This is a genomic window from Leuconostoc inhae (assembly GCF_019656015.1).
Lineage (GTDB): Bacteria > Bacillota > Bacilli > Lactobacillales > Lactobacillaceae > Leuconostoc > Leuconostoc inhae_A.
This window is the reverse complement of record NZ_BPKW01000005.1, coordinates 122,838-142,113: the sequence shown is the minus strand read 5'-3', so window position 1 is coordinate 142,113 and position 19,276 is coordinate 122,838. Positions and strand designations below refer to the sequence as shown.

General features: G+C 36.8%; 18 protein-coding genes. 4 read left to right on the top strand and 14 right to left on the bottom strand.

Annotated features, from left to right (window positions below; genetic code table 11):
• Positions 1 to 122: 122 nt before the first annotated feature.
• Both K5Q14_RS04355 and K5Q14_RS04350 read left to right on the top strand, forming a co-directional pair.
• Positions 123 to 266 carry a hypothetical protein gene (locus K5Q14_RS04355; RefSeq protein ID WP_010015935.1) on the top strand — a complete coding sequence of 48 codons (144 nt, stop codon included), beginning with the start codon at positions 123 to 125 and terminating at the stop codon, positions 264 to 266.
• Positions 267 to 381: 115 nt separating this feature from the next.
• Entirely contained in the window at positions 382 to 1,785 is a 1,404-nt protein-coding gene (locus tag K5Q14_RS04350) for an MDR family MFS transporter (protein ID WP_220734603.1), read from the top strand.
• Positions 1,786 to 1,859: 74 nt separating this feature from the next.
• Here K5Q14_RS04350 and thiD read toward each other — a convergent pair whose 3' ends face one another.
• From thiD to K5Q14_RS04280, 14 genes are all read right to left on the bottom strand, one after another.
• Positions 1,860 to 2,666 carry a bifunctional hydroxymethylpyrimidine kinase/phosphomethylpyrimidine kinase gene (gene thiD / locus K5Q14_RS04345; protein WP_220734602.1) on the bottom strand — a complete coding sequence of 269 codons (807 nt, stop codon included), beginning with the start codon at positions 2,664 to 2,666 and terminating at the stop codon, positions 1,860 to 1,862.
• A 107-nt stretch (positions 2,667 to 2,773) separates the two neighbouring features.
• Positions 2,774 to 3,253, bottom strand: coding sequence for a 23S rRNA (pseudouridine(1915)-N(3))-methyltransferase RlmH (gene rlmH, locus K5Q14_RS04340; protein ID WP_220734601.1), 480 nt, complete (start codon positions 3,251 to 3,253; stop codon positions 2,774 to 2,776).
• Positions 3,254 to 3,893: 640 nt separating this feature from the next.
• Positions 3,894 to 5,033, bottom strand: coding sequence for a S1C family serine protease (locus K5Q14_RS04335; RefSeq protein ID WP_220734600.1), 1,140 nt, complete (start codon positions 5,031 to 5,033; stop codon positions 3,894 to 3,896).
• A 62-nt stretch (positions 5,034 to 5,095) separates the two neighbouring features.
• A complete protein-coding gene (yycI, locus tag K5Q14_RS04330; RefSeq protein ID WP_220734599.1) occupies positions 5,096 to 5,860 on the bottom strand; it encodes a two-component system regulatory protein YycI in 765 nt (254 codons plus the stop codon).
• A 33-nt stretch (positions 5,861 to 5,893) separates the two neighbouring features.
• Entirely contained in the window at positions 5,894 to 7,192 is a 1,299-nt protein-coding gene (locus K5Q14_RS04325; RefSeq protein ID WP_220734598.1) for a hypothetical protein, read from the bottom strand.
• Positions 7,182 to 9,053: a cell wall metabolism sensor histidine kinase WalK gene (gene walK / locus K5Q14_RS04320; protein ID WP_220734597.1), complete on the bottom strand. Its 1,872-nt coding sequence runs from the start codon at positions 9,051 to 9,053 to the stop codon at positions 7,182 to 7,184. Before walK ends, K5Q14_RS04325 begins: the two co-directional genes overlap by 11 nt.
• A 105-nt stretch (positions 9,054 to 9,158) precedes the next feature.
• Positions 9,159 to 9,866 (bottom strand): response regulator YycF, encoded by a 708-nt coding sequence (gene yycF / locus K5Q14_RS04315; RefSeq protein WP_220734596.1) that lies wholly within the window; start codon positions 9,864 to 9,866, stop codon positions 9,159 to 9,161.
• A 142-nt stretch (positions 9,867 to 10,008) separates the two neighbouring features.
• Positions 10,009 to 10,989 (bottom strand): ribose-phosphate diphosphokinase, encoded by a 981-nt coding sequence (locus K5Q14_RS04310; RefSeq protein WP_013231202.1) that lies wholly within the window; start codon positions 10,987 to 10,989, stop codon positions 10,009 to 10,011.
• A gap of 85 nt (positions 10,990 to 11,074) precedes the next feature.
• Positions 11,075 to 11,572 (bottom strand): thiol peroxidase, encoded by a 498-nt coding sequence (gene tpx / locus K5Q14_RS04305; RefSeq protein WP_220734595.1) that lies wholly within the window; start codon positions 11,570 to 11,572, stop codon positions 11,075 to 11,077.
• 59 nt (positions 11,573 to 11,631) lie between these two features.
• On the bottom strand, positions 11,632 to 12,450 hold the full coding sequence (locus K5Q14_RS04300) for a Cof-type HAD-IIB family hydrolase (protein WP_220734594.1): 819 nt from the start codon (positions 12,448 to 12,450) through the stop codon (positions 11,632 to 11,634).
• Between the two features lie 207 nt (positions 12,451 to 12,657).
• Positions 12,658 to 13,890 carry an MFS transporter gene (locus K5Q14_RS04295; protein ID WP_220734593.1) on the bottom strand — a complete coding sequence of 411 codons (1,233 nt, stop codon included), beginning with the start codon at positions 13,888 to 13,890 and terminating at the stop codon, positions 12,658 to 12,660.
• A 167-nt stretch (positions 13,891 to 14,057) separates the two neighbouring features.
• Positions 14,058 to 14,582, bottom strand: a complete 525-nt coding sequence (locus K5Q14_RS04290; RefSeq protein ID WP_220734592.1) for an NUDIX hydrolase — start codon at positions 14,580 to 14,582, stop codon at positions 14,058 to 14,060.
• 123 nt (positions 14,583 to 14,705) lie between these two features.
• Positions 14,706 to 17,159, bottom strand: a complete 2,454-nt coding sequence (locus K5Q14_RS04285; protein ID WP_220734591.1) for a phosphoketolase family protein — start codon at positions 17,157 to 17,159, stop codon at positions 14,706 to 14,708.
• Positions 17,160 to 17,390: 231 nt separating this feature from the next.
• Positions 17,391 to 18,119: a GntR family transcriptional regulator gene (locus K5Q14_RS04280; RefSeq protein ID WP_220734709.1), complete on the bottom strand. Its 729-nt coding sequence runs from the start codon at positions 18,117 to 18,119 to the stop codon at positions 17,391 to 17,393.
• Positions 18,120 to 18,198: 79 nt separating this feature from the next.
• Between K5Q14_RS04280 and K5Q14_RS04275 the strand changes: the two genes are divergently transcribed.
• Together K5Q14_RS04275 and K5Q14_RS04270 are read left to right on the top strand one after the other, a co-directional pair.
• Entirely contained in the window at positions 18,199 to 18,699 is a 501-nt protein-coding gene (locus K5Q14_RS04275) for an aminoacyl-tRNA deacylase (RefSeq protein ID WP_220734590.1), read from the top strand.
• 55 nt (positions 18,700 to 18,754) lie between these two features.
• The gene (locus K5Q14_RS04270; protein WP_246587559.1) at positions 18,755 to 19,240 is read left to right on the top strand and encodes a metalloprotease family protein; all 486 of its coding nucleotides are present in this window, start codon (positions 18,755 to 18,757) and stop codon (positions 19,238 to 19,240) included.
• The last annotated feature ends 36 nt before the right edge of the window (positions 19,241 to 19,276 follow it).

The following is a 19,276-nucleotide window of genomic DNA, read 5'->3' as shown; positions in this document are numbered from 1 at the left end:
TATTGTACCTTAATTTTATGATATTTTAGAAACACTTATTTTTTAAAAAGATTGATTTTTAAACTCATATAACGTATAATAAGTTCTTGTATGTAAAAACATTTGAAAAAGGAGTACCCATCATGGCATTAAAGAAGCCGCTTAATTCATTCGCCCGTGCTCGCAAGGTCGGACACAACTCAGCTAAGAAACAACGTCAAACTGCTATTGCAAAGTTGCAACAATGGGCAAAAGGTAAGTCAGAAGAATTACCTGTAACAAAGTAATTTAATTTGACCTGACAAAAACCAGTAAAAATACTGGTTTTTTGTTTACATATTTATCGATATATTATGATTAACCACATGTTATAATTATTTAAAAAGAAAGGTTGGATAGCGCTTGAATATATCAAAAAAACAAAAATCAATTCTCATCATTCTTGTCATAGGCACATTTCTTGGTTTTTTAAATCAAACACTGATGAATGTTGCCTTGCCTAATATTATGCATGAATTCAACATTGGTCCAGGACTAGGACAGTGGATGACAAATGGCTACATGCTAGTTAATGGGGTCATGGTCCCCCTCACTGCGTTTCTAATTCAAAGGTTAACGACACGTAGACTTTACCTTACCGCTGTTGGCTTATTCGCAATTGGCACGCTTATAGCAGGATTTGCGCCAAACTTTACCATTCTAATTACTGGTAGAATGATTCAAGCTATGGGCGCTGGTGTTTTTGGCCCACTAATGAACGTTATTGTGATGAATCTTTTTGCCCCCGATAAACGTGGTGGTGCAATGGGCTTAATTGGTTTAGCACTGAACTTTGCACCCACACTCGGCCCAACACTATCTGGTTTTATTGTTACCAATCTATCTTGGCGATTTTTATTTTTCATCGTAGCACCCCTAATTATTGCCGATTTCATACTTGCTTACTTTTTATTACAGAATATTGGTGAGCAAAAGATGCTCAAATTTGATTTTATTGGCGTTGTATTATCTAGCATTGGCCTAGGTTCATTACTTTATGGTTTCTCAAATGCTGGCGCAACACCATGGTCTGAATTCACCGTCTGGGGATTTGTTGTTATTGGCTTAATTGTCACTGCCTTGTTCATTTGGCGGCAATTTTCAACAAAAACACCATTACTTAACATGGCGGTTTTAAAAGAACGTGAATTTGTCATTGCCATGTTAATTAACATTGTCTTAATGATTGCTATGTATGGTGGCGCGCTCATGCTACCACTCTATATGCAAACTATTCGTGGCGCGTCAGCGTTTATATCCGGACTAGTACTGTTTCCTGGGGCCTTAGTCACTGCGTTTTTATCACCATGGAGTGGTCGCCTATATGACCAATATGGCGTCAAGTACCTCACTTTAATTGGTATCTTAATTACAGCCGTTGGCACAATTATCTTAGCCTCATTAACACTAACAACCCCACTATGGTTTGCTGTTGTTGGTCAATTTATCCGTCAACTTGGCTTAGTCTTAGTATTAATGCCTATTCAGACCGAAGCCTTTAACGCCTTACCTTTAGCACTAATGCCTGATGGATCAGCGATGTTCACAACCGTTCGTCAAATTGCTGCTTCATTTGGTACAGCAGCACTAGTTACTATTATGACAAGATCAGCTCTTAGCTATGGCAAAACACATGCCAGCACGCTAGATGTACTTATCCAATTGCATGGTATAAAAGTAACTTTCCTGACTGCTGCAGCGCTCATGCTTGTTGGTGCTGCACTCACACTACTCTTTAGAAACAAGGCGCCAAGAGATTTTATATAAGAATAAGAGCTTATTTTATACATTAAACTCGAAAAAGCGACTAGTTGTCCACTAGTCGCTTTTTTGTCTTCAGTTTAAATATCTGCTGCAGCCCAATGATTAATCGGCCCAAATTGATGGCCAACGGCAATTTCATTTTCAATAGCCGCTTTTGTCACATCATGCCCAATTTTAATAGCTGTTGCGACATCTGTACCTTTAGCTATTTCAGCAGCAATTGTAGCACTTAAAGTATCCCCTGTCCCATTAATATGCGTTGTATCAAAATAACTATGTCGCAACCAAAAATCATTACCATCGGCTAATAACACATAATCGGCAACTTCAGATTGATTTTCTTGATTATGCCATCCCTTAATGACGACGTTTTTCACACCTAATTTTTGAATATCACGTGCTGCTTCACGTTGATCAGTCTCTGAATTAATAGTCCGTCCGGTAAGGAGTTGTGCCTCAAAAAAGTTAGGTGTAGCCACTTCAGCCAACGGTAGTAACTCAGTTTTCAATGCCTGAAACGCACTTTCAGCTAAGAGCTGTGCGCCGTGTTTCGTTGTAATCACAGGATCAACAACCAATGGCCCAAAATTATATGTTTTATAAGCATTAACAACTGTAGCAATTAAATCAGCATCTGAAAGCATACCTGTTTTGCTTGCCCTCACTTGAAAATCATCAGCTAAAACTTCAAATTGTTTTTCAATAAAAGGTAGAGGTAATGTTTCAGCAGCATGAATGCCCAATGAATTGCCTGCTACTGCAGCAACTAACACACTCATACCATATGTTTTCCGAATAAAAAATGTATGTAAATCAGCTTGCATACCCGCCGATCCATCTGAATCAGACCCAGCAATCGTTAAAACTTGTGGAAATTCATTCATGTCAACACACCCCTTTATAAATAATTATGATTTACTATATTATATGTCAACCACCGTTTATTTGCTATAATATTCACGTTTTATTTTATCAAATTCACATAAAATTTTCATTTGTGATACGGTGAGCCTTGTTGAATCATAAAAGCACGATAAATTTGTTCGATCAAAACAAGCCGCATAAGTTGATGTGGCAGTGTTAGTAGGCCAAAACTCATTGTCATATTAGCACGTTTCTTAATTAGTGGATCAAGTCCTAATGATCCGCCAATAACAAACGTGATAGTCGAATAGCCTGAAACGGTGACCTCAGTCAGTTTTTTAGAAAATGCCTCAGAGGCTAATTGCTTACCTTCAATTGCTAATACAATAACAAAATCACGTGGCGCAATTTTTTCATCAATACGTACACCTTCTTTAGCCATAATTTGATTATTTTGCGCAATACTAGCCTTTTCAGGCGTTTTTTCATCAATTAATTCGATAATTTCTATTTTAGAAAAACGTGATAAGCGCTTGGTATATTCTGCAATACCATCTTTGAGATACTTTTCTTTCAATTTACCAACTGTGATCAATTTAATGTTCATATTATCCTCTATTTTTAAACTTTCTTAATATTCTGATCTATTGTGCAAACATTTGTATCTTATAGTTTTCCACAATTATCCACACGAACAAGCAAACTACAAAAGTATCATATTCCTATTATATCAACTGTTAAAATGTTCGCATGCTTTTTTATCCACAATTTTTGATTATATCAGCATAAATTGTGGATAACTTTTATGAGGCCGTTTGAGGCTATTTATGTCACTAATGTCTCCTAAATTATAACTTATCCACAGTTTTCCACTTTTTTATCCACAACTGTGGATAAGCACATATGTTCCCTTGACAATTCATATTCTTTTAAACACAAACGTTAGCATTTAAGGTAAATTAAATATTATTTATGCATTTTAGTGTCATTTTTATAACTAAATGCGTACAATACGATAACCATGGCTATTTAAATAGAAACATATCGATATTTTTAGCAAAATAGCATGATTTAATATTTTTTTATATTTTCACTCTGTTTTTCCACAATATAATATCATTTATCCACATTTTATTGACTTTTGTAAACTTTTATCAACATTTTCACACTAGTTTTCAACATTTCATGAAAACGCTTATTTTACTACTTTTGTCAACATAAGGTAAAGAAAAAGCTAACGCTAGGCGTTAGCTTTCTAATTTTTGCGTTAACTTTACTTTAACCGTTTTCTTATCTTGTTGGTGATAATACGTAATTGTCACAGTGTCATTTAAATTATGCTTATACAATTCTTCACGTAAATCTGCTTGGCCCGTGACTTTCTTGCCATCAATTGCAGTGATCACATCATATTTTTTCAAACCAGCTTTATCTGCTGGTCCATTTTGAGTTGTGCTCATCACAACAACGCCACCATTAATAGACGTTGGTATTTTTAATAGCTTTTTTTGATCATCCACCGTCACTGCGGAAAGTTCGACAAGGCCAATACCAATAGCAGGACGTGTTATTTTGCCATCTCTAACAAGTTTATTCACAACGTCAACAACTTGATCAGAAGGAATCGCAAAGCCCATGCCCTCAACGCTGGTACCAGATGCTGACGATGAAAGCTTCATCGAGTTAATACCGACTACTTGCCCTTGAAAGTTAACTAATGGCCCCCCTGAATTACCTGGATTAATTGCCGCATCAGTTTGAATAACTGTCGATCCACCATAGTTTTGACCATTCTCAGAAGTAGATGCTACTAATCGCTTTTTAGCAGAAATAATACCCTCAGTCACTGAGGAAGCGTACTCGGAGCCAAGTGGCGATCCAATTGCCAATACCTTTTGACCAACCTGTATTTGACTAGAATCGCCAAAATCAGCGGTTGTTGTCACAACACTTGGATCTATTTTTAATACAGCTAAATCGGTCATAGCATCTTTACCAACAAGTGTCGCCGTAACTTTTTTGCCATCATGAAGCATAACCTGAATTTGGGCTGCATCGTTAATAACATGATTATTTGTTACTACATAAGCAGCATCTCCAGCTTTTTTATAGATAACACCTGATCCTTCAGATGATTCTTGATAGCTATTAGCGCCTGACTTTGAAAAATTCAATACCGAAACAACCGCATCCGAAATCTTACCATACGCTGATGTTGCAGTGGCAGTATCAGATATGGACGTTGTTTTTGTGGCTTTTGTATTAACTTTTTGTGTCGTAGCTTGTAAGTTTTCAACACCACGTTGCCCATATAAAATTGCACCACCGCCAATAATACCAGCAATTGCACCTGTCAATATAATTTTTGTTACTGATTGTTGTGCCATTTTAGCCACCCATCACTTGAATTATGTTTATTGTACACGTTAAAAATTAATATTAGATTAAATCATTCCGATAAATTATCACCTGTAAAGGCATTAATTTTTAAAACATATTTTTCATTGCCACTATATGCTTCAAAAGCCCATACCGGCAAAAAAATATCGTACCCATTAACCGTGAGGGTCCTATCATAAGACAGATAGCCCTTAGATAACCGATCACCACTGTCAATTTCATTGTAACGATATAGTGCAATAATAGCATCTTCTTCTGTTATTGTCGCACGAGCATCACGAAGTCGTTCAACATTGACCAATTGTCGTTTCGTAAAGCCTACTGGTTTACCACTTTTATTGTACTGAAAAGTTATCATACCGCTCTCAGCAATGACTGGTAATCCTTCAACGCTTTGTGAATAAACACGATCGGTGTTAGTTTTGTCTGCTGTTAATACTGGATTAAATCGATAACCAGCGCTATATGTCGCTAGCACTGATTCATTTGAAGCCGTACTATTTTTTTTGAACACGTCTCGCTTAAATTTGGCAACGACATTGTTGGTATGATTGCTAGTCGAGATATCTAGACCAGCAGGTAATGACATTTCATCTCTATTCGCATATTGCGCAGCAATATAGCTACTGTAATGCAGAGAAGTGCCAAATCTAGGTAATTTAATTTTTTGTTTTTTCATTTCTGTAATGATATCTGTATTAGCATCTGTTACACGTTCTTGGGCTACCTCTCCAGAACGCCACCAATTGAGCAAAAATATATCCAACAAAAAAAACAAAATTAACATGAGTATTTTAATTCGTTTAAATTGCATATTTTTCTCCTTGATTTTATGATTAGTCCTAATTTAACGTGTTTTTAAAAAAGATGACACACTTTGCCAACCAGTGGTCGTTTCAATCATCCAGGTTGGCTGCATATTCACTGCCGCCTGACTATCTTTGTCAATCAACCACTCATATCCCGGAGTGATAAAATTGTAATCTTTCTCATGTACACCAGCATCAGATAGTTGCTTAACAATCTCTTCTGTTGACGGTAAAACCACATCAGGTTGATTATTGGGTACAGGTACGCCAATTTCATTAAGAGAATACGTACTTGTCAAATTTCCGTGTTTATCCATTGTCATGTGAATTGCACCACTTTCAGACTGAAAATAAACAGGGAAGCCTTCTACATAGGTACGAAAAGTAATTTTTTGACCATTTTGCTGACTTTCATAAAATCGCGTGTCTGTAAAATCAGACTGTAATAAATTAATCTGTGAGAGCCCAATATTTAAACGATTCAGATACGATTTAGGTAACTTATTTTTTGTGTTGTTATCTTCAAACGTCACTGTTTCCCAGTCTGGATCATAGACTATTTTTTGATTATTTAACTTGTTTGTATAAACTGTTTTATCACCATCTTGTGTGACATTAAGTTGATTAATCGTTCCTAGAAGTGCAGACACGTAGGTTTTAGGGTCACGATGATTAACTAAATAAGAATACACTGGTAATTTAATTTGCTTTGGATAATTTAGTACAACATGATTGTGATAAGCCTGAAAGTTAACAGTCATATCTTTAGGTAACTGTTGTGCTTGTTGCCAAATATCATGGCTATTTAATTCATTTACTTTTACAGTCATCACTTGATTTGTTTTACTATTAACAAAATAACCTTTATTTGAACGATCTAATGCTAAGACAAAGTAATCGAAATTAACATTTTTTCGAGTTGAAACACGCTGATCATAGCGTATATTAAAGTAAGAAATTGGTACAACATCAGGATAACGAAAAATTTGCGCTTTTTTGATCGTTAAAATTTTTTTTATTTGAGTAGCACTCACGGTTTTTATCTGAGCGTCTGTTAATTGTGCCTTTGTCAATGCATTACGGATTTTTTTTAATTTAGCATCAGTGGCATTCATAACCAACTGTTGTGAGCCGTTAGGTTGGTTGATAATATATTGCGTCGGACGAAATATTTCAAGCAATTGTTTTTCTGGTTGTTGTGCCGTCGACTGATCAGGTGCTTCGTTTTTACCAAATGAACTAAAAATAAAACCTGTTAAAACGACTGAGATAACTAGCGTTAGAACAAGTGCACTATTCAATAAGGCACTTTGCAGAAATTTTTGTTTATTCCGCATCCCAATCCCCCCCCTCAATGACATCATCATCTACATAGGCAAGTGAAATGTAAAAAGTTGATCCTCTATTTTCAACAGAATCGACCCAAATACGACCATTAAAACGCTCAACAACTTCTTTAGAAATTGCCAATCCTAAGCCAGTACCACCTTGTGCGCGCGAACGTGATTTATCAACACGGAAGAAACGATTAAATATACTATCCAAATCTTTACGCGGAATACCTAATCCTTGGTCCGAAATACTTAAAATAGCACGTGTTTTAGTTTTTATTAGACGTGCTGTAATTGTCCCACCATCAGGTGAATACTTGACAGCATTGTTCATAATGTTATCAAGTACTTGCGTAAATTTATCTGGGTCTACTTCAACCCAAACATCTTCATTTGTAAATTCACGTTGTATATTATAATTTTTATTTGGTGTATCAGTGTTTTTAGCATCACTTTCAATAATCATGTCAAATCGATTTAACACAAAATTAAACAAACTATTCAAATTAACAATTTCGAGCCTGACATCCATTGTCCCTTGATCTAGTCTTGATAAAGCTAACAAATCATTAATCATACGAATCATACGCTGTGTTTCATCCTGTACCACACCCAAAAAATTTTGCGCCATTTCAGGATCGTCAATTGCGCCATCTGCTAAAGCATCAACATACGATCGCACTGACGTTAACGGTGTTCTTAATTCATGTGAGACATTTGACACGAACATGCGTCGTTCAGAATCAATACGCTGCTGTTCAGTAATATTATGTAATACGACAACTAAACCAGAAATAAAACCTGACTGCCGCTTAATTAACGACACATAGGCTTGCAATAGTATATCATTACTATCGTCTGATAAATCGACTCGAAAGTCATCAAGATTTTCTAACATGTCACGTAATGTTCGTTTGCCTTGTAAATGTAACAAATCAATCACATTTTTGCCGATAGCTTCTTCACGATCAACGCCAACAAAATTTGCTGCTGCCTGATTAATAATGGTAATTTCACCACGACGATTAGCTGCTAAAACACCGTCTGCCATATGAGTCAAAACAGAATCCAATCGATTTCGTTCAGCATTGACTGTTTCTGTTGATTCTTCAACACGGGTTGATAATTCATTGACCGATTGTGCCAAGTGCCCTAATTCATCAGAACCATAGATATGATTAACCATTGAATAATCACCGCCGGCAATCTTAGTTGTTTGTTCATCAATTTGTGCAATTGGTCGTGTTAATGTACGTGCAAGAAATAATGCTAATGCGATACTAATAACCAACGCTGCCAAGCCAGCAATGACAAATAAGCGCATCACGCTGTTAACATTGCGATACACTGGTAACAAGCTAGCTTTAACAACAACGACGCCAGTTATATCTCGCACGCGCCCCGTCGTGACACCGAGAGTGGTCGTCATGAGCTCTTTGCGTTCACCGCTTTCACTAATTGTTCGTGAAGTTAAGAAAGATTGCTCTCCCGCAACAGCTCTTTGTGCGTTCAAATCAGTTGTTTTTTGACCAATTGTTTGTTGTCCAGAAACTGATAACGTCCCACGAATTGTACCTGTTTTATCAATTACCTGTGCTTCTTGAAGGTTAGTATTATTTAATCCAGTTAGCACATCTTGAATTTCATGGTTACCCGCATCAACATCCCTATTTCTTAACGCCGTTGTAATTTGATCTGTCACATATTTGGGTAAGGTCATTTGTTGTTGAAATGTCGCTAAATTTTGTTGTTCTATTTGACGTACAAAAAACGCACCCAACAGTTCGAGTGCGATAATCATTAACAACACAAAAACAAGTGTGATGCGAAAACGTATAGATTTAAAAAAGTTAGTCTTAATGTTCATAATTGCTGACGCCTAGCGTCTGTCTCCTTGGCGTATAACAGAGAAAATATCTTAGTTGTATTATTAAGTAACAATGTTTGCTTTACCGGCAATGAAGACATTTTTTCACTCTGCATCAGGACGCAAGTAGTATCCTACCCCGCGACGTGTTGCCAACCAATTAGGGTGACTTGGATTATCTTCAATTTTTTCACGCAAACGACGAACAGTAACATCTACCGTTCGCACATCCCCGAAGTAATCATAGCCCCAAACTTGTTGCAATAAATGCTCACGTGTCATCACTTGACTAATATGTTGTGCTAAATAATAAAGTAGTTCAAATTCTCGATGCGTTAATTCAATATCTTGTCCAGCTTTTGACACCATATATGCTTGCGGATGTATTGTCAAATCACCTAACTCAATATCATCAGTATTCACAACAGACTCATCAGTATGCTGCGCAACAGCTTTGCGGCTACGTAAATTAGCCTTAACACGTGCTACTAATTCACGATTTGAGAACGGTTTTGTGACATAATCATCGGCACCCATCTCTAAACCTAACACTTTATCAATTTCAGAATCTTTAGCTGTTACCATAATAACTGGTATTTCTGATTTTGAACGAATTTGACGTAGTACTTCAACACCATCAATTTCAGGCAACATTTGGTCAAGCAAAACAAGATCAGGCTTTTCTTCATTAAACACTGTCAATGCTTCCTGACCATCAGCTGCCGTTACGACTTCATATCCTTCTTTGGTTAAATTAAATTTAATGATATCTGAGATTGGCTTCTCATCATCCACAACCAAAATTTTACTCATGGACGTTCTCCTCATATATTTTCTATTAGTTTGTCTATCTCTAAGTATATCATTTTTTTACCATTCTGTAATATTTAACACAAAAAAACTGAATTTAATCAGTTTTCTATGACATCTTATTAACTTAGCTATATACTCATGGTTAATGTGATCGGCGATGAAAGCGATTTTTAAACAATGATGAAATAGCTTCGTTATTATTCACGCGACGAATCGCTTCACCAATTAATTCACCAACTGATACAATTTCCAATTTATCAAATTTTTTCTCATCTGGTAAATCGATAGAATCAGTTAAAATAACTTTTGTGAAAACAGAATTTTGTAAGCGTTCAATAGCTGGGCCAGAAAAGACAGCATGCGAAGCAACCACATAAACCTCTTTAGCACCATGTGCCATGATTAATTGTGCACCTTGCGTGATTGTACCAGCAGTGTCAATCATGTCATCAATCATAATTGCTGTTTTACCTTGTACATCACCAACAATACTACCTATTTCAGCTACGTTAGGCTTTGGACGACGCTTATCAATAACCGCAACTGGAGATTCCAACGCTAACATATTGTTCAGATTACGTGCGCGTGTCATACCACCATGATCTGGAGAAACAATGACAGCATTTTGTTTATCAGCAATACCTGATTCAATTAAGTAATCAGCTAATAGCGGTGCTGCCTGCAAATGATCCATTGGAATATCAAAGAACCCTTGTATTTGTGCCGCGTGTAAATCTAACGCTAGCACGCGCGTGGTTCCTGCACGTTCTAACATATTCGCTACGAGCTTTGCTGTAATTGGTTCGCGTGAACGCGCCTTACGATCCTGACGCGCATAACCATAGTAAGGTAAAACAACATTGATTTGATTAGCAGAAGCACGACGCAACGCGTCAATCATAATTAATAATTCCATTAAATTATCATTAACTGGCGCAGAAGTTGATTGAATAACGAAAACATTGTCACCACGAATGCTTTCTTCAATGTTAATCTGTACTTCACCGTCCGCAAACCGTTTCACAGATATCTCACTCAACGGTACGCCAACTGATTCAGCAATTTTTTTTGCAAGTGGCTCATTTGAGCTTAAAGAAAAAAGTTTCAATTTAGGTTCTGGCATTTTTAGCTCCAAGTGTTTTATGTTCATTCAAGTTCATTTTAAAAATAGTCATATTTTTTTGAAATTTTAATTAACCATTAAACACTTAAGCTGAGAGTGTTTTCAACGCTTTTAATGCGTCATCATAGTCTGGTTCCTCTGATACTTCTGGTACGATTTGTGCATAACGCACAACACCTTTCGCATCTACAATATACACTGCACGTGTATCAAATCCTTGGGCCGGTATATACAATTTAGTAGCATAACCAAATGACTCTTGTTCATCTGATAACATACGTAAGTTATGTACCCCCTCAGCTGCACACCAGTCACGTTGTTCTGCAACTGAATTTGTTGAAATTGTTAAAAATTGTACGTCTTGGAATTGATCAACTGCTTGATTAAAGTGACGTGTTTGCAAAGAACACGTATCTGTATTTAAATCAGGTACAACAGAAATTAAAGTCAACTTGCCAACTAAATCAGCCGTCTTAACTTTATCACCATTCTCATCTTCTAACTTAAAATGTGGCAATGTGTCGCCAATTTTTAGTGGTTCGCCAACTAATTCTGTCTCTTCTCCAGATAATAATACATTCATTTTGCGACCTCCGCATTTTTTATCGTAGTAGTGTTATTTATAATAGATAACCTATTTATTTACTTGTCTAAGACAAATTTTTCAATTGCTTTTGCAACACCTGATTCATTATTTGTTACCGTCTGCTCATCTGCAATAGCTTTTAATTCTGGGATTGCATTCCCCATTGCCACACCAATACCAGCTTGTTCTATCATTGAATAGTCATTGGCTTGATCGCCAATAGCCATTGTCTGTATGTGTTCAATGCCTAAAACATCCGCCAAGGCAAGCAAAGCATTGCCCTTAGATGCGTGGCGGTCAATAAATTCTAAGTTATTAGCCGTCGATCGAATCACGTTAACACGATTTGAAATTTCAGTTGGTATTGCGGCTTGCACTTTATCTAACTGACTACTTTCAGCATTGGCAATTGCCTTAATGAATTCAACCTTTTCCAAGTCGTTTTCTGTATCTAAAACAAACAATGGCAAATTAACTAGACTATTTTCAAAACTGGCCCAAGGATGAATTCTATGATTTGTCGTATACGCAGCATCTTGAGTTTCAACTTGTACGTAAGTATCTTGGGTTAGCATAAAATTGTTGACTGCTTGAAATTCCTTAACAGCTAACGGTTGTCGAAATAGTGTTTTTTTACCGTCTGCTGTCTGGACCAAACCACCATTATATGTAATCACGTATTGATCCTTACCCTGAATACCCAAATCAGCTAAAATATCACGAACACCTGGTAAAGGCCGACCTGTTGTAATAACAATTTTAACATCGTTTACCAAAGCTTGCTGAATGGCTCTTTTCACTTCTTGGGTAATTTCCCGCTGGTCATTAAGCAGTGTACCGTCGATATCAATTGCCACAATTTTAATTTTTGACATGATGTGTGTCGTCTTTGTAATCAGATTACAAGTCATGTTCAATTGTTTGTCCATGACTTGTACACAATTACTATTCCCCTTCATTAAAAATAAAAGCGCTAGTATCTATCATGAATCTTGCAATTTGTAAGTTCATAATTACATTATAGCAAAGAAAGTGACTACAATGCATTAAAACCCCATCACCAATTCAATATATTTAAGATACTATTTCGTTCTATTTTCACGTAGCATCACAACGGCCAAATAAGTAAACCACATGCTTACCCCTGTTGCAACAAGTAACAAAATTGCTGCGCCAATGTGACCAATGAATATCGAAATACTCACAATTCCTGACGATAAAATATAGCCCAGTGGTCTAGTTGCTGCACTAAATCCACTATATACCCCAACTTTATTTTGATTCATCATTTCAGCTCGCAACGATTGATTAGCTGGCGTCACAATCATTTCGCCTATTGTTAGCACAATCGCTACAATGAACAGCGGCCAAAAATCATTAAGCAAAAACATTAAAGCAAAGCTACTGCCTTGTATCGCAATACCCACAAGGCTCGCCTTCAAATTTGACCAATTTGAAAATAATTTTGTCATGGTTCCCATTAATAACACAATCATGACAGTATTTACAATAGTAATAACTGACAACATGCGTTGCCCAAAAATTTGGATGCCTAGTACCGTGACACTATGAAACGTCTCCGCCAGATGAGCTGCTAAATAGTAATCTGGCGATGAAAAAATAACAACGGCACCAACGCCTGCTACCATGAACTTTAAGTAGCGTTGATCTGAAAATACAGTACGATAACTTTTTAATACATCCAAAACCGATTGTCCCGTGTTTTGACGTTTTTCTTTTTGAAATGTTTCCGTAACCCAAATCATAACAATAATCAGGCTTATAATGGCACCAATTGCTGTTCCAATTAATAATTCAAAGCGTGCTGTTTTAAAGAACCAACCACCCAATGCAGCACCAATCATAACAGAAAGATTAATGACCCAATACATCATCGCATATATGAATTTACGATTTTTTAAAGTTGAAACATCAATCATCATTGCTTCTTCTGCAGGTGAAGCAAAACTCATCCCAACTGTTGCCAGCAAAAATCCAAAAAAAGTAACATAAGGATTAATATACATGGGTGAATTCATCGTTGCTGCAATCGTATAACCAACAGCCATTGCACCAATACCACTTAACATGACGCGTTTACGGCCCCATACATCAGCCAGATGACCGCCATATAGGCCTGCAATAAATCCTGCTACTTGGACAAAAACCAACAATATTCCCGTGATCCCGGCACCAAAATAAGCAACATAATAGATTGTCATATTAGGTCCAACAGATGATCCGATAGCAATCGTAATAAACATGATAACCATACGTAATTGAATGTTACGATCTAATTTAAAAAATTCCGACATGAAAACACCCTCATCACATTGATTTAATTTTATAATTTAATCCCAATAAAAAGCGTCCATATCTTTATTTTAAAAGAAATGAATGCAACCACTATCATATCAAATTTCACAGTATTTTACAATATAAACAGCACTGCCATCGATTAAGAATATACTCTTAATGACTATTAAAATAACAATGTTTGTGCTTGTGTTAATAGCGTATTATCGTTTACGCCGTTTTGGTTGTTTATTTTTATTGCTTCTTGTAGGGATGCCCAGCGTATAGCCTCAATTTCTGAACTTTGGTAAACTAAGTTGGTTAACGATGCGTCAATACGCACTGCAAACCAGTCTTCAATCCAATCTGTATAATTAATCGAATTTATAAATTGTAGTCGATTTGACGTTACCCTTAAATGTAATTCTTCTGATAATTCACGAATTAGAGCCCGCCTACTATTTTCGCCAGCCAAGGCAGATCCACCAGTAGCCACTGTCCATATACCCGGATAACTTATTTTATTAAATGATCTCTTTTGCATTAATACCTGACCATCATCATTAAAAATCAAAGCGTTCACTACCAAGTGATACTCACCAATACCGAGTTCTTGACCTCTTAAATGTTTACTCCCCGTTAATTGCCTATTAACATCATAAATATCCCACACTTCACCTAGTTTGTCTGCAGGTTCATCTTTGTTTAACAAAATTCGCGTTCCTTTCCTAACTAAATTATAAAGACATAAAAAAGTGAACCAAACATATGCTTGGTTCACTTTATTTACTAATAACTTAAATTATACAATGATTAGTACGACTCTAAAGTTAAATTACTTCAAAGCTGACCAGTTCCAATCAGTAAATTCTGCAATATCGCGACCTTCGTTACGAGTAACTTCGAAGTGCTTTGCCAATGTTTCATCCATCTTAGCAATGAAAGTATCAGCAGCAGCTTGATCAATTGCGCCATTAGCTGACAAAATTTCTGCAGCTTCTTTTGCTTGATGGAAACGATCCAACTGTGAATATACACGCATGTCATAAGTCGTCGTGATATCACCATCTTCACGATAACCATGAACATAAACATCACCCTTGAACTTACGCTCGAAGAAGAATGATTCTACCAAGTTTTCATAAGCATGGAAGCCGAAAATAACTGGCTTATCAGCTTGGAAGTACTTGTTAAATTCTTCAGCAGATAATTCACGTTCATCGTTCATGTTAGGTTCTGACTTCTTTTGCAAACGGAGTAATTCAACAACGTTTACATAACGGAACTTAACTGCTGGGAAAGCTTGGTTAATCAACCACAAAGCTGCTAATGTTTCGATTGTTGGTTCTGTACCAGCAGATGCAAATGTAATATCAACATCACCAGAAGGTGCAGTAGAAGCCCAATCAATAATCTTCAAACCTTCGTTAGCCAATACATCGGCTTCATCAGCAGTAAACCATTGTTGACGTGGTTGCTTTGAAGCAATGATCAAGTTAACTTTATGACGTTCTGAGAATGCACGACTCTGAACAGCTAACAATGAGTTACCATCGGCTGGCAAGTACTCGCGAATGAAGTTAGACTTCTTTTCAGCCAAATGTGTTAACATACCTGGATCTTGGTGTGTGTAACCGTTGTGATCTTGTTGGAATGCAGTTGATGTTGCAATCAAGTTCAATGATGGGTAGTCATTACGCCATGATTGTTCTGAAGCATGACGCAACCACTTGAAGTGTTGTGTGATCATAGTATCCACAACACGCAAGAATGATTCGTACGATGCAAAGATACCAACACGACCAGTTAGCGTATAACCTTCTAGCCAACCTTCTGCTTGATGTTCTGACAATTGCGAATCAATAATACGGCCTTCAGGACCAACATATTGATCGTTTGGTTCCTTAACTTCTTCCATCCATTGACGGTTAGTTGTGTTAAAGAGGCTCCACAAACGGTTTGACATTGTTTCATCAGGACCAAATACACGGAACGAAGTTGGGTTCAACTTCATAACTTCTTCCAAATAATTTGAAAGTGTTGTCATATCCATGTTTTGAGTCACTGCTTCAAATTCATGTCCACGATTTTCGTTAGTAATATCGTTGGTGAATTGACGCCAGTCAGGCAAAGTCAAATCTTGTGCCTTAGCACCACGTGCACGGCCACCATTAGCAATAGGGTTAGCTGACATACGCTTGTCGCCCTTAGGTGCAATAGCTTTCAATTCATCTTTTAGTGAACCATCAGCATTGAACAATTCTTCAGGCTTATATGAATTCATCCAGTCTTCGAATTGCTTCAATGTTGACAAATCATTTTGTTCCAAATTCAATGGTACTTGATGTGCACGGAATGAATTTTCAATTGGGTTACCCTTTTGATCGTGCGTTGGTCCACCCCAACCCTTTGGCAAGCGTGCAATAATTACAGGCCATGCTGGGATTGTACCATCTTCATATTTACCATTTTCACGTGCATCCTTTTGGATAGCTTGAATGTCTTCAATAGCTTGGTCAAAGACATGAGCAGCCAATTCGTGATATGCTGTGTAATCATGAATGTCATCGTTTTCAATAAAGCGTGGTGAGTATCCCAAACCTTCAAAGAACTTTGTGATTTCTTCATGACTCATACGTGAAAAAATAGTAGGGTTTGAAATTTTAAATCCGTTCAAATCCAAAATTGGCAATACAGCACCATCATTCTTGGCTGACAAGAACTTTGTTGAGTGCCATGAAGTCATTGATGGGCCTGTTTCGGCTTCTCCATCACCAACAACAGCAAATGCGATTTGTTCTGGATTATCCAAAACTGCACCGAATGCGTGTGATAATGAGTAACCTAATTCGCCACCTTCATGCAATGAACCAGGTGTTTGAGCGGTCATGTGCGATCCGATTCCACCAGGGAATGAGAAACGTTTGAACAAACGACTCATACCTTCTAAATCTTGTGTGATTTCTGGGTAATCTTCAGTATATTCACCATCTAAATAGGCGTTAGTAACCATCACTTGACCACCGTGACCAGGACCACCAATATAGAACATGTTCAAATCATACTTATTGATCAAACGATTTGCATGAGCATACAAGAATGTTTGTCCTGAAATTGTTCCCCAGTGACCAATTGGCTTAACTTTAACGTCTTCTGCTTCAATTGGTGTGTTAGTAACTGAGAACAAAGGGTTGCTCTTCAAGAAGATCATCCCTGCTGACAAATAGTTGGTAGCACGCCACCACTTATCAACGAGTCCTAAGTACTCTTTTGAATTAAAATCTACCATGAGATTTAATACTCCTTATTTTTTGAGAGAATCGTAAACCGCGAACTTTTCTCCGTTATTTACTCTTACAGTATAACTGATTATCATTTTTTGTTCAAGTGAAAAGCTTGAATTGGTTACGGCTTGTTTAGGGTTTGGTTGGTTCTATATAAGTATTGGTACGACCCAATCACAAAATTAAATTACTATTACTCCAACAAAAAATAGCCACGTTTGATACGGTGACTATTTTCATTCAGCATCGAGGCTGACAAAGGCATTATATCGTAAATATTTGTAATGCAAACGCATAGTAGAAAATTCTAAAGGCGTACCGTCATCCATGAAAAAAATACCCTCCATGATTCCTACCGGTTCGTTTGCTTTAAGTTCCAATAATTTTTGATCTTCAGACGTTGATGGTTCAGCCATAATTGTCATAAAGGATTTTGTCACCGTGCGATGTTTAGTTTTTTCAATGTACTCATACACTGATCCAGAGACAATTTCTTTATTCAAACCTGGCACAACGGCAATTGGCACATACCCGCGTTCAATCATAAATGGTTCACCTGCTAATCGACGCAATCGCTTGATTTCATAAACAAAATCGCCATCATTTAAAAATAACGCTTGTTGTTGCTCTGGTGTCGCCGCCACAACTTGAAAGTCGAGTAATTCAATGCTTGGTGCTTGACCATCCACACGAAAAGAGTCTGATACCCCAAGGTTTGACCCTTCATGTTGAAAAATAGCATTATTCTTCAAATAAAGTGGATTGACAAATGTGCCACTCCCACGTTTTTTAAAAATAACCCCTTGTTGTACTAAAACATTAAGCGCACGCTTAATTGATGAGCGTGATACAGCATATTGTTCGGCTAATGAACGCTCATCTGGTAGTTTTAGATTTGGAAATTCACCTTGGTAAATTTTTTGTTTTAAATCCGCTTGTACGGTTACATAAATTGCTTCTGACATCATGTAAAATAGTATACCATATACTGGTCTGACCAGTAACTATATTGGTGGTGCCAATTTGTGGTAAAATAAAATCATTATGGCAAAGAAAAAAATAAAAAAAACACTTCCCGAACAAATAATGGATAAACATGGTCTGACTTATGAACCCTTGGTACTCAATATTTTGGATAAGTCTGAACAAGAACGCGATAAAATACTAAGCACTTATCATGTCGCACACAATGATATTTACAAAACTTTGGCCGCTTCAGGTGATAAGACTGGTCCATTAGTAGCAGTTTTGCCAATTACAAAACAGTTATCAATGAAAAAGCTTGCCGCAGCTTCTGGCAATAAAAAAGTAACCATGCTACCGCTTAAGGATCTACAAAAAACGACCGGTTATGTTCATGGCGCTAACAATCCAATAGGTATTTGGCAAAATAAGCACTTCCCTATATATATTGACGCCACAGCTAAGGATGCTGAGTTCTTTTTAGTTAGTGGCGGTGAGCTTGGCCGTTCAGATAAAACTAACCCAAATGACATTGCAGAATTAATCAACGCACCTTTTGTCGACTTACTAGAACATGATTGATTTTTTAACTTCTCATATTATTTGGTGGTTTATTGTTCCCATTATAAGTGCCTATATGATAAACCTAGTATCCCTATTCTTAACCAAATGGGTATTACGTCATACATCTTATAAGCTCGTTGCTGTACTTGGCTTTTTGGGAATCATTATCCATGAATTAAGTCACTTACTAGTCGCTCTGATTTTCCGTCATAAGATTACTAACTTTAAATTATGGCAAATAGGTGATGATGGGGTTTTAGGCTATGTCAATCACACCTACAATACTCACAGCTTTTATCAACGTTTAGGCAACGTTTTTATTGGTTTAGCACCTATGCTTGTTTTGAGCCTTATTTTTTTCTTTCTTACTAAATTGACTTATGACTCTTTATGGTCAATTTTAGGGACTATATTTTTTGTCCCAAGCTTTATTTTAGGTTTCAATCTTTCTAAAGCTGATTGGATTAACTTTTGGTATGGTGTACCTTTCTATCTTATGAGCATTATTATCGTTTCAGCAATTGAATTTACAATCAAAAATATAGCTATTATTTTGTAATATACGATTGATTACGATACAAAAAAAGTGAGAAAA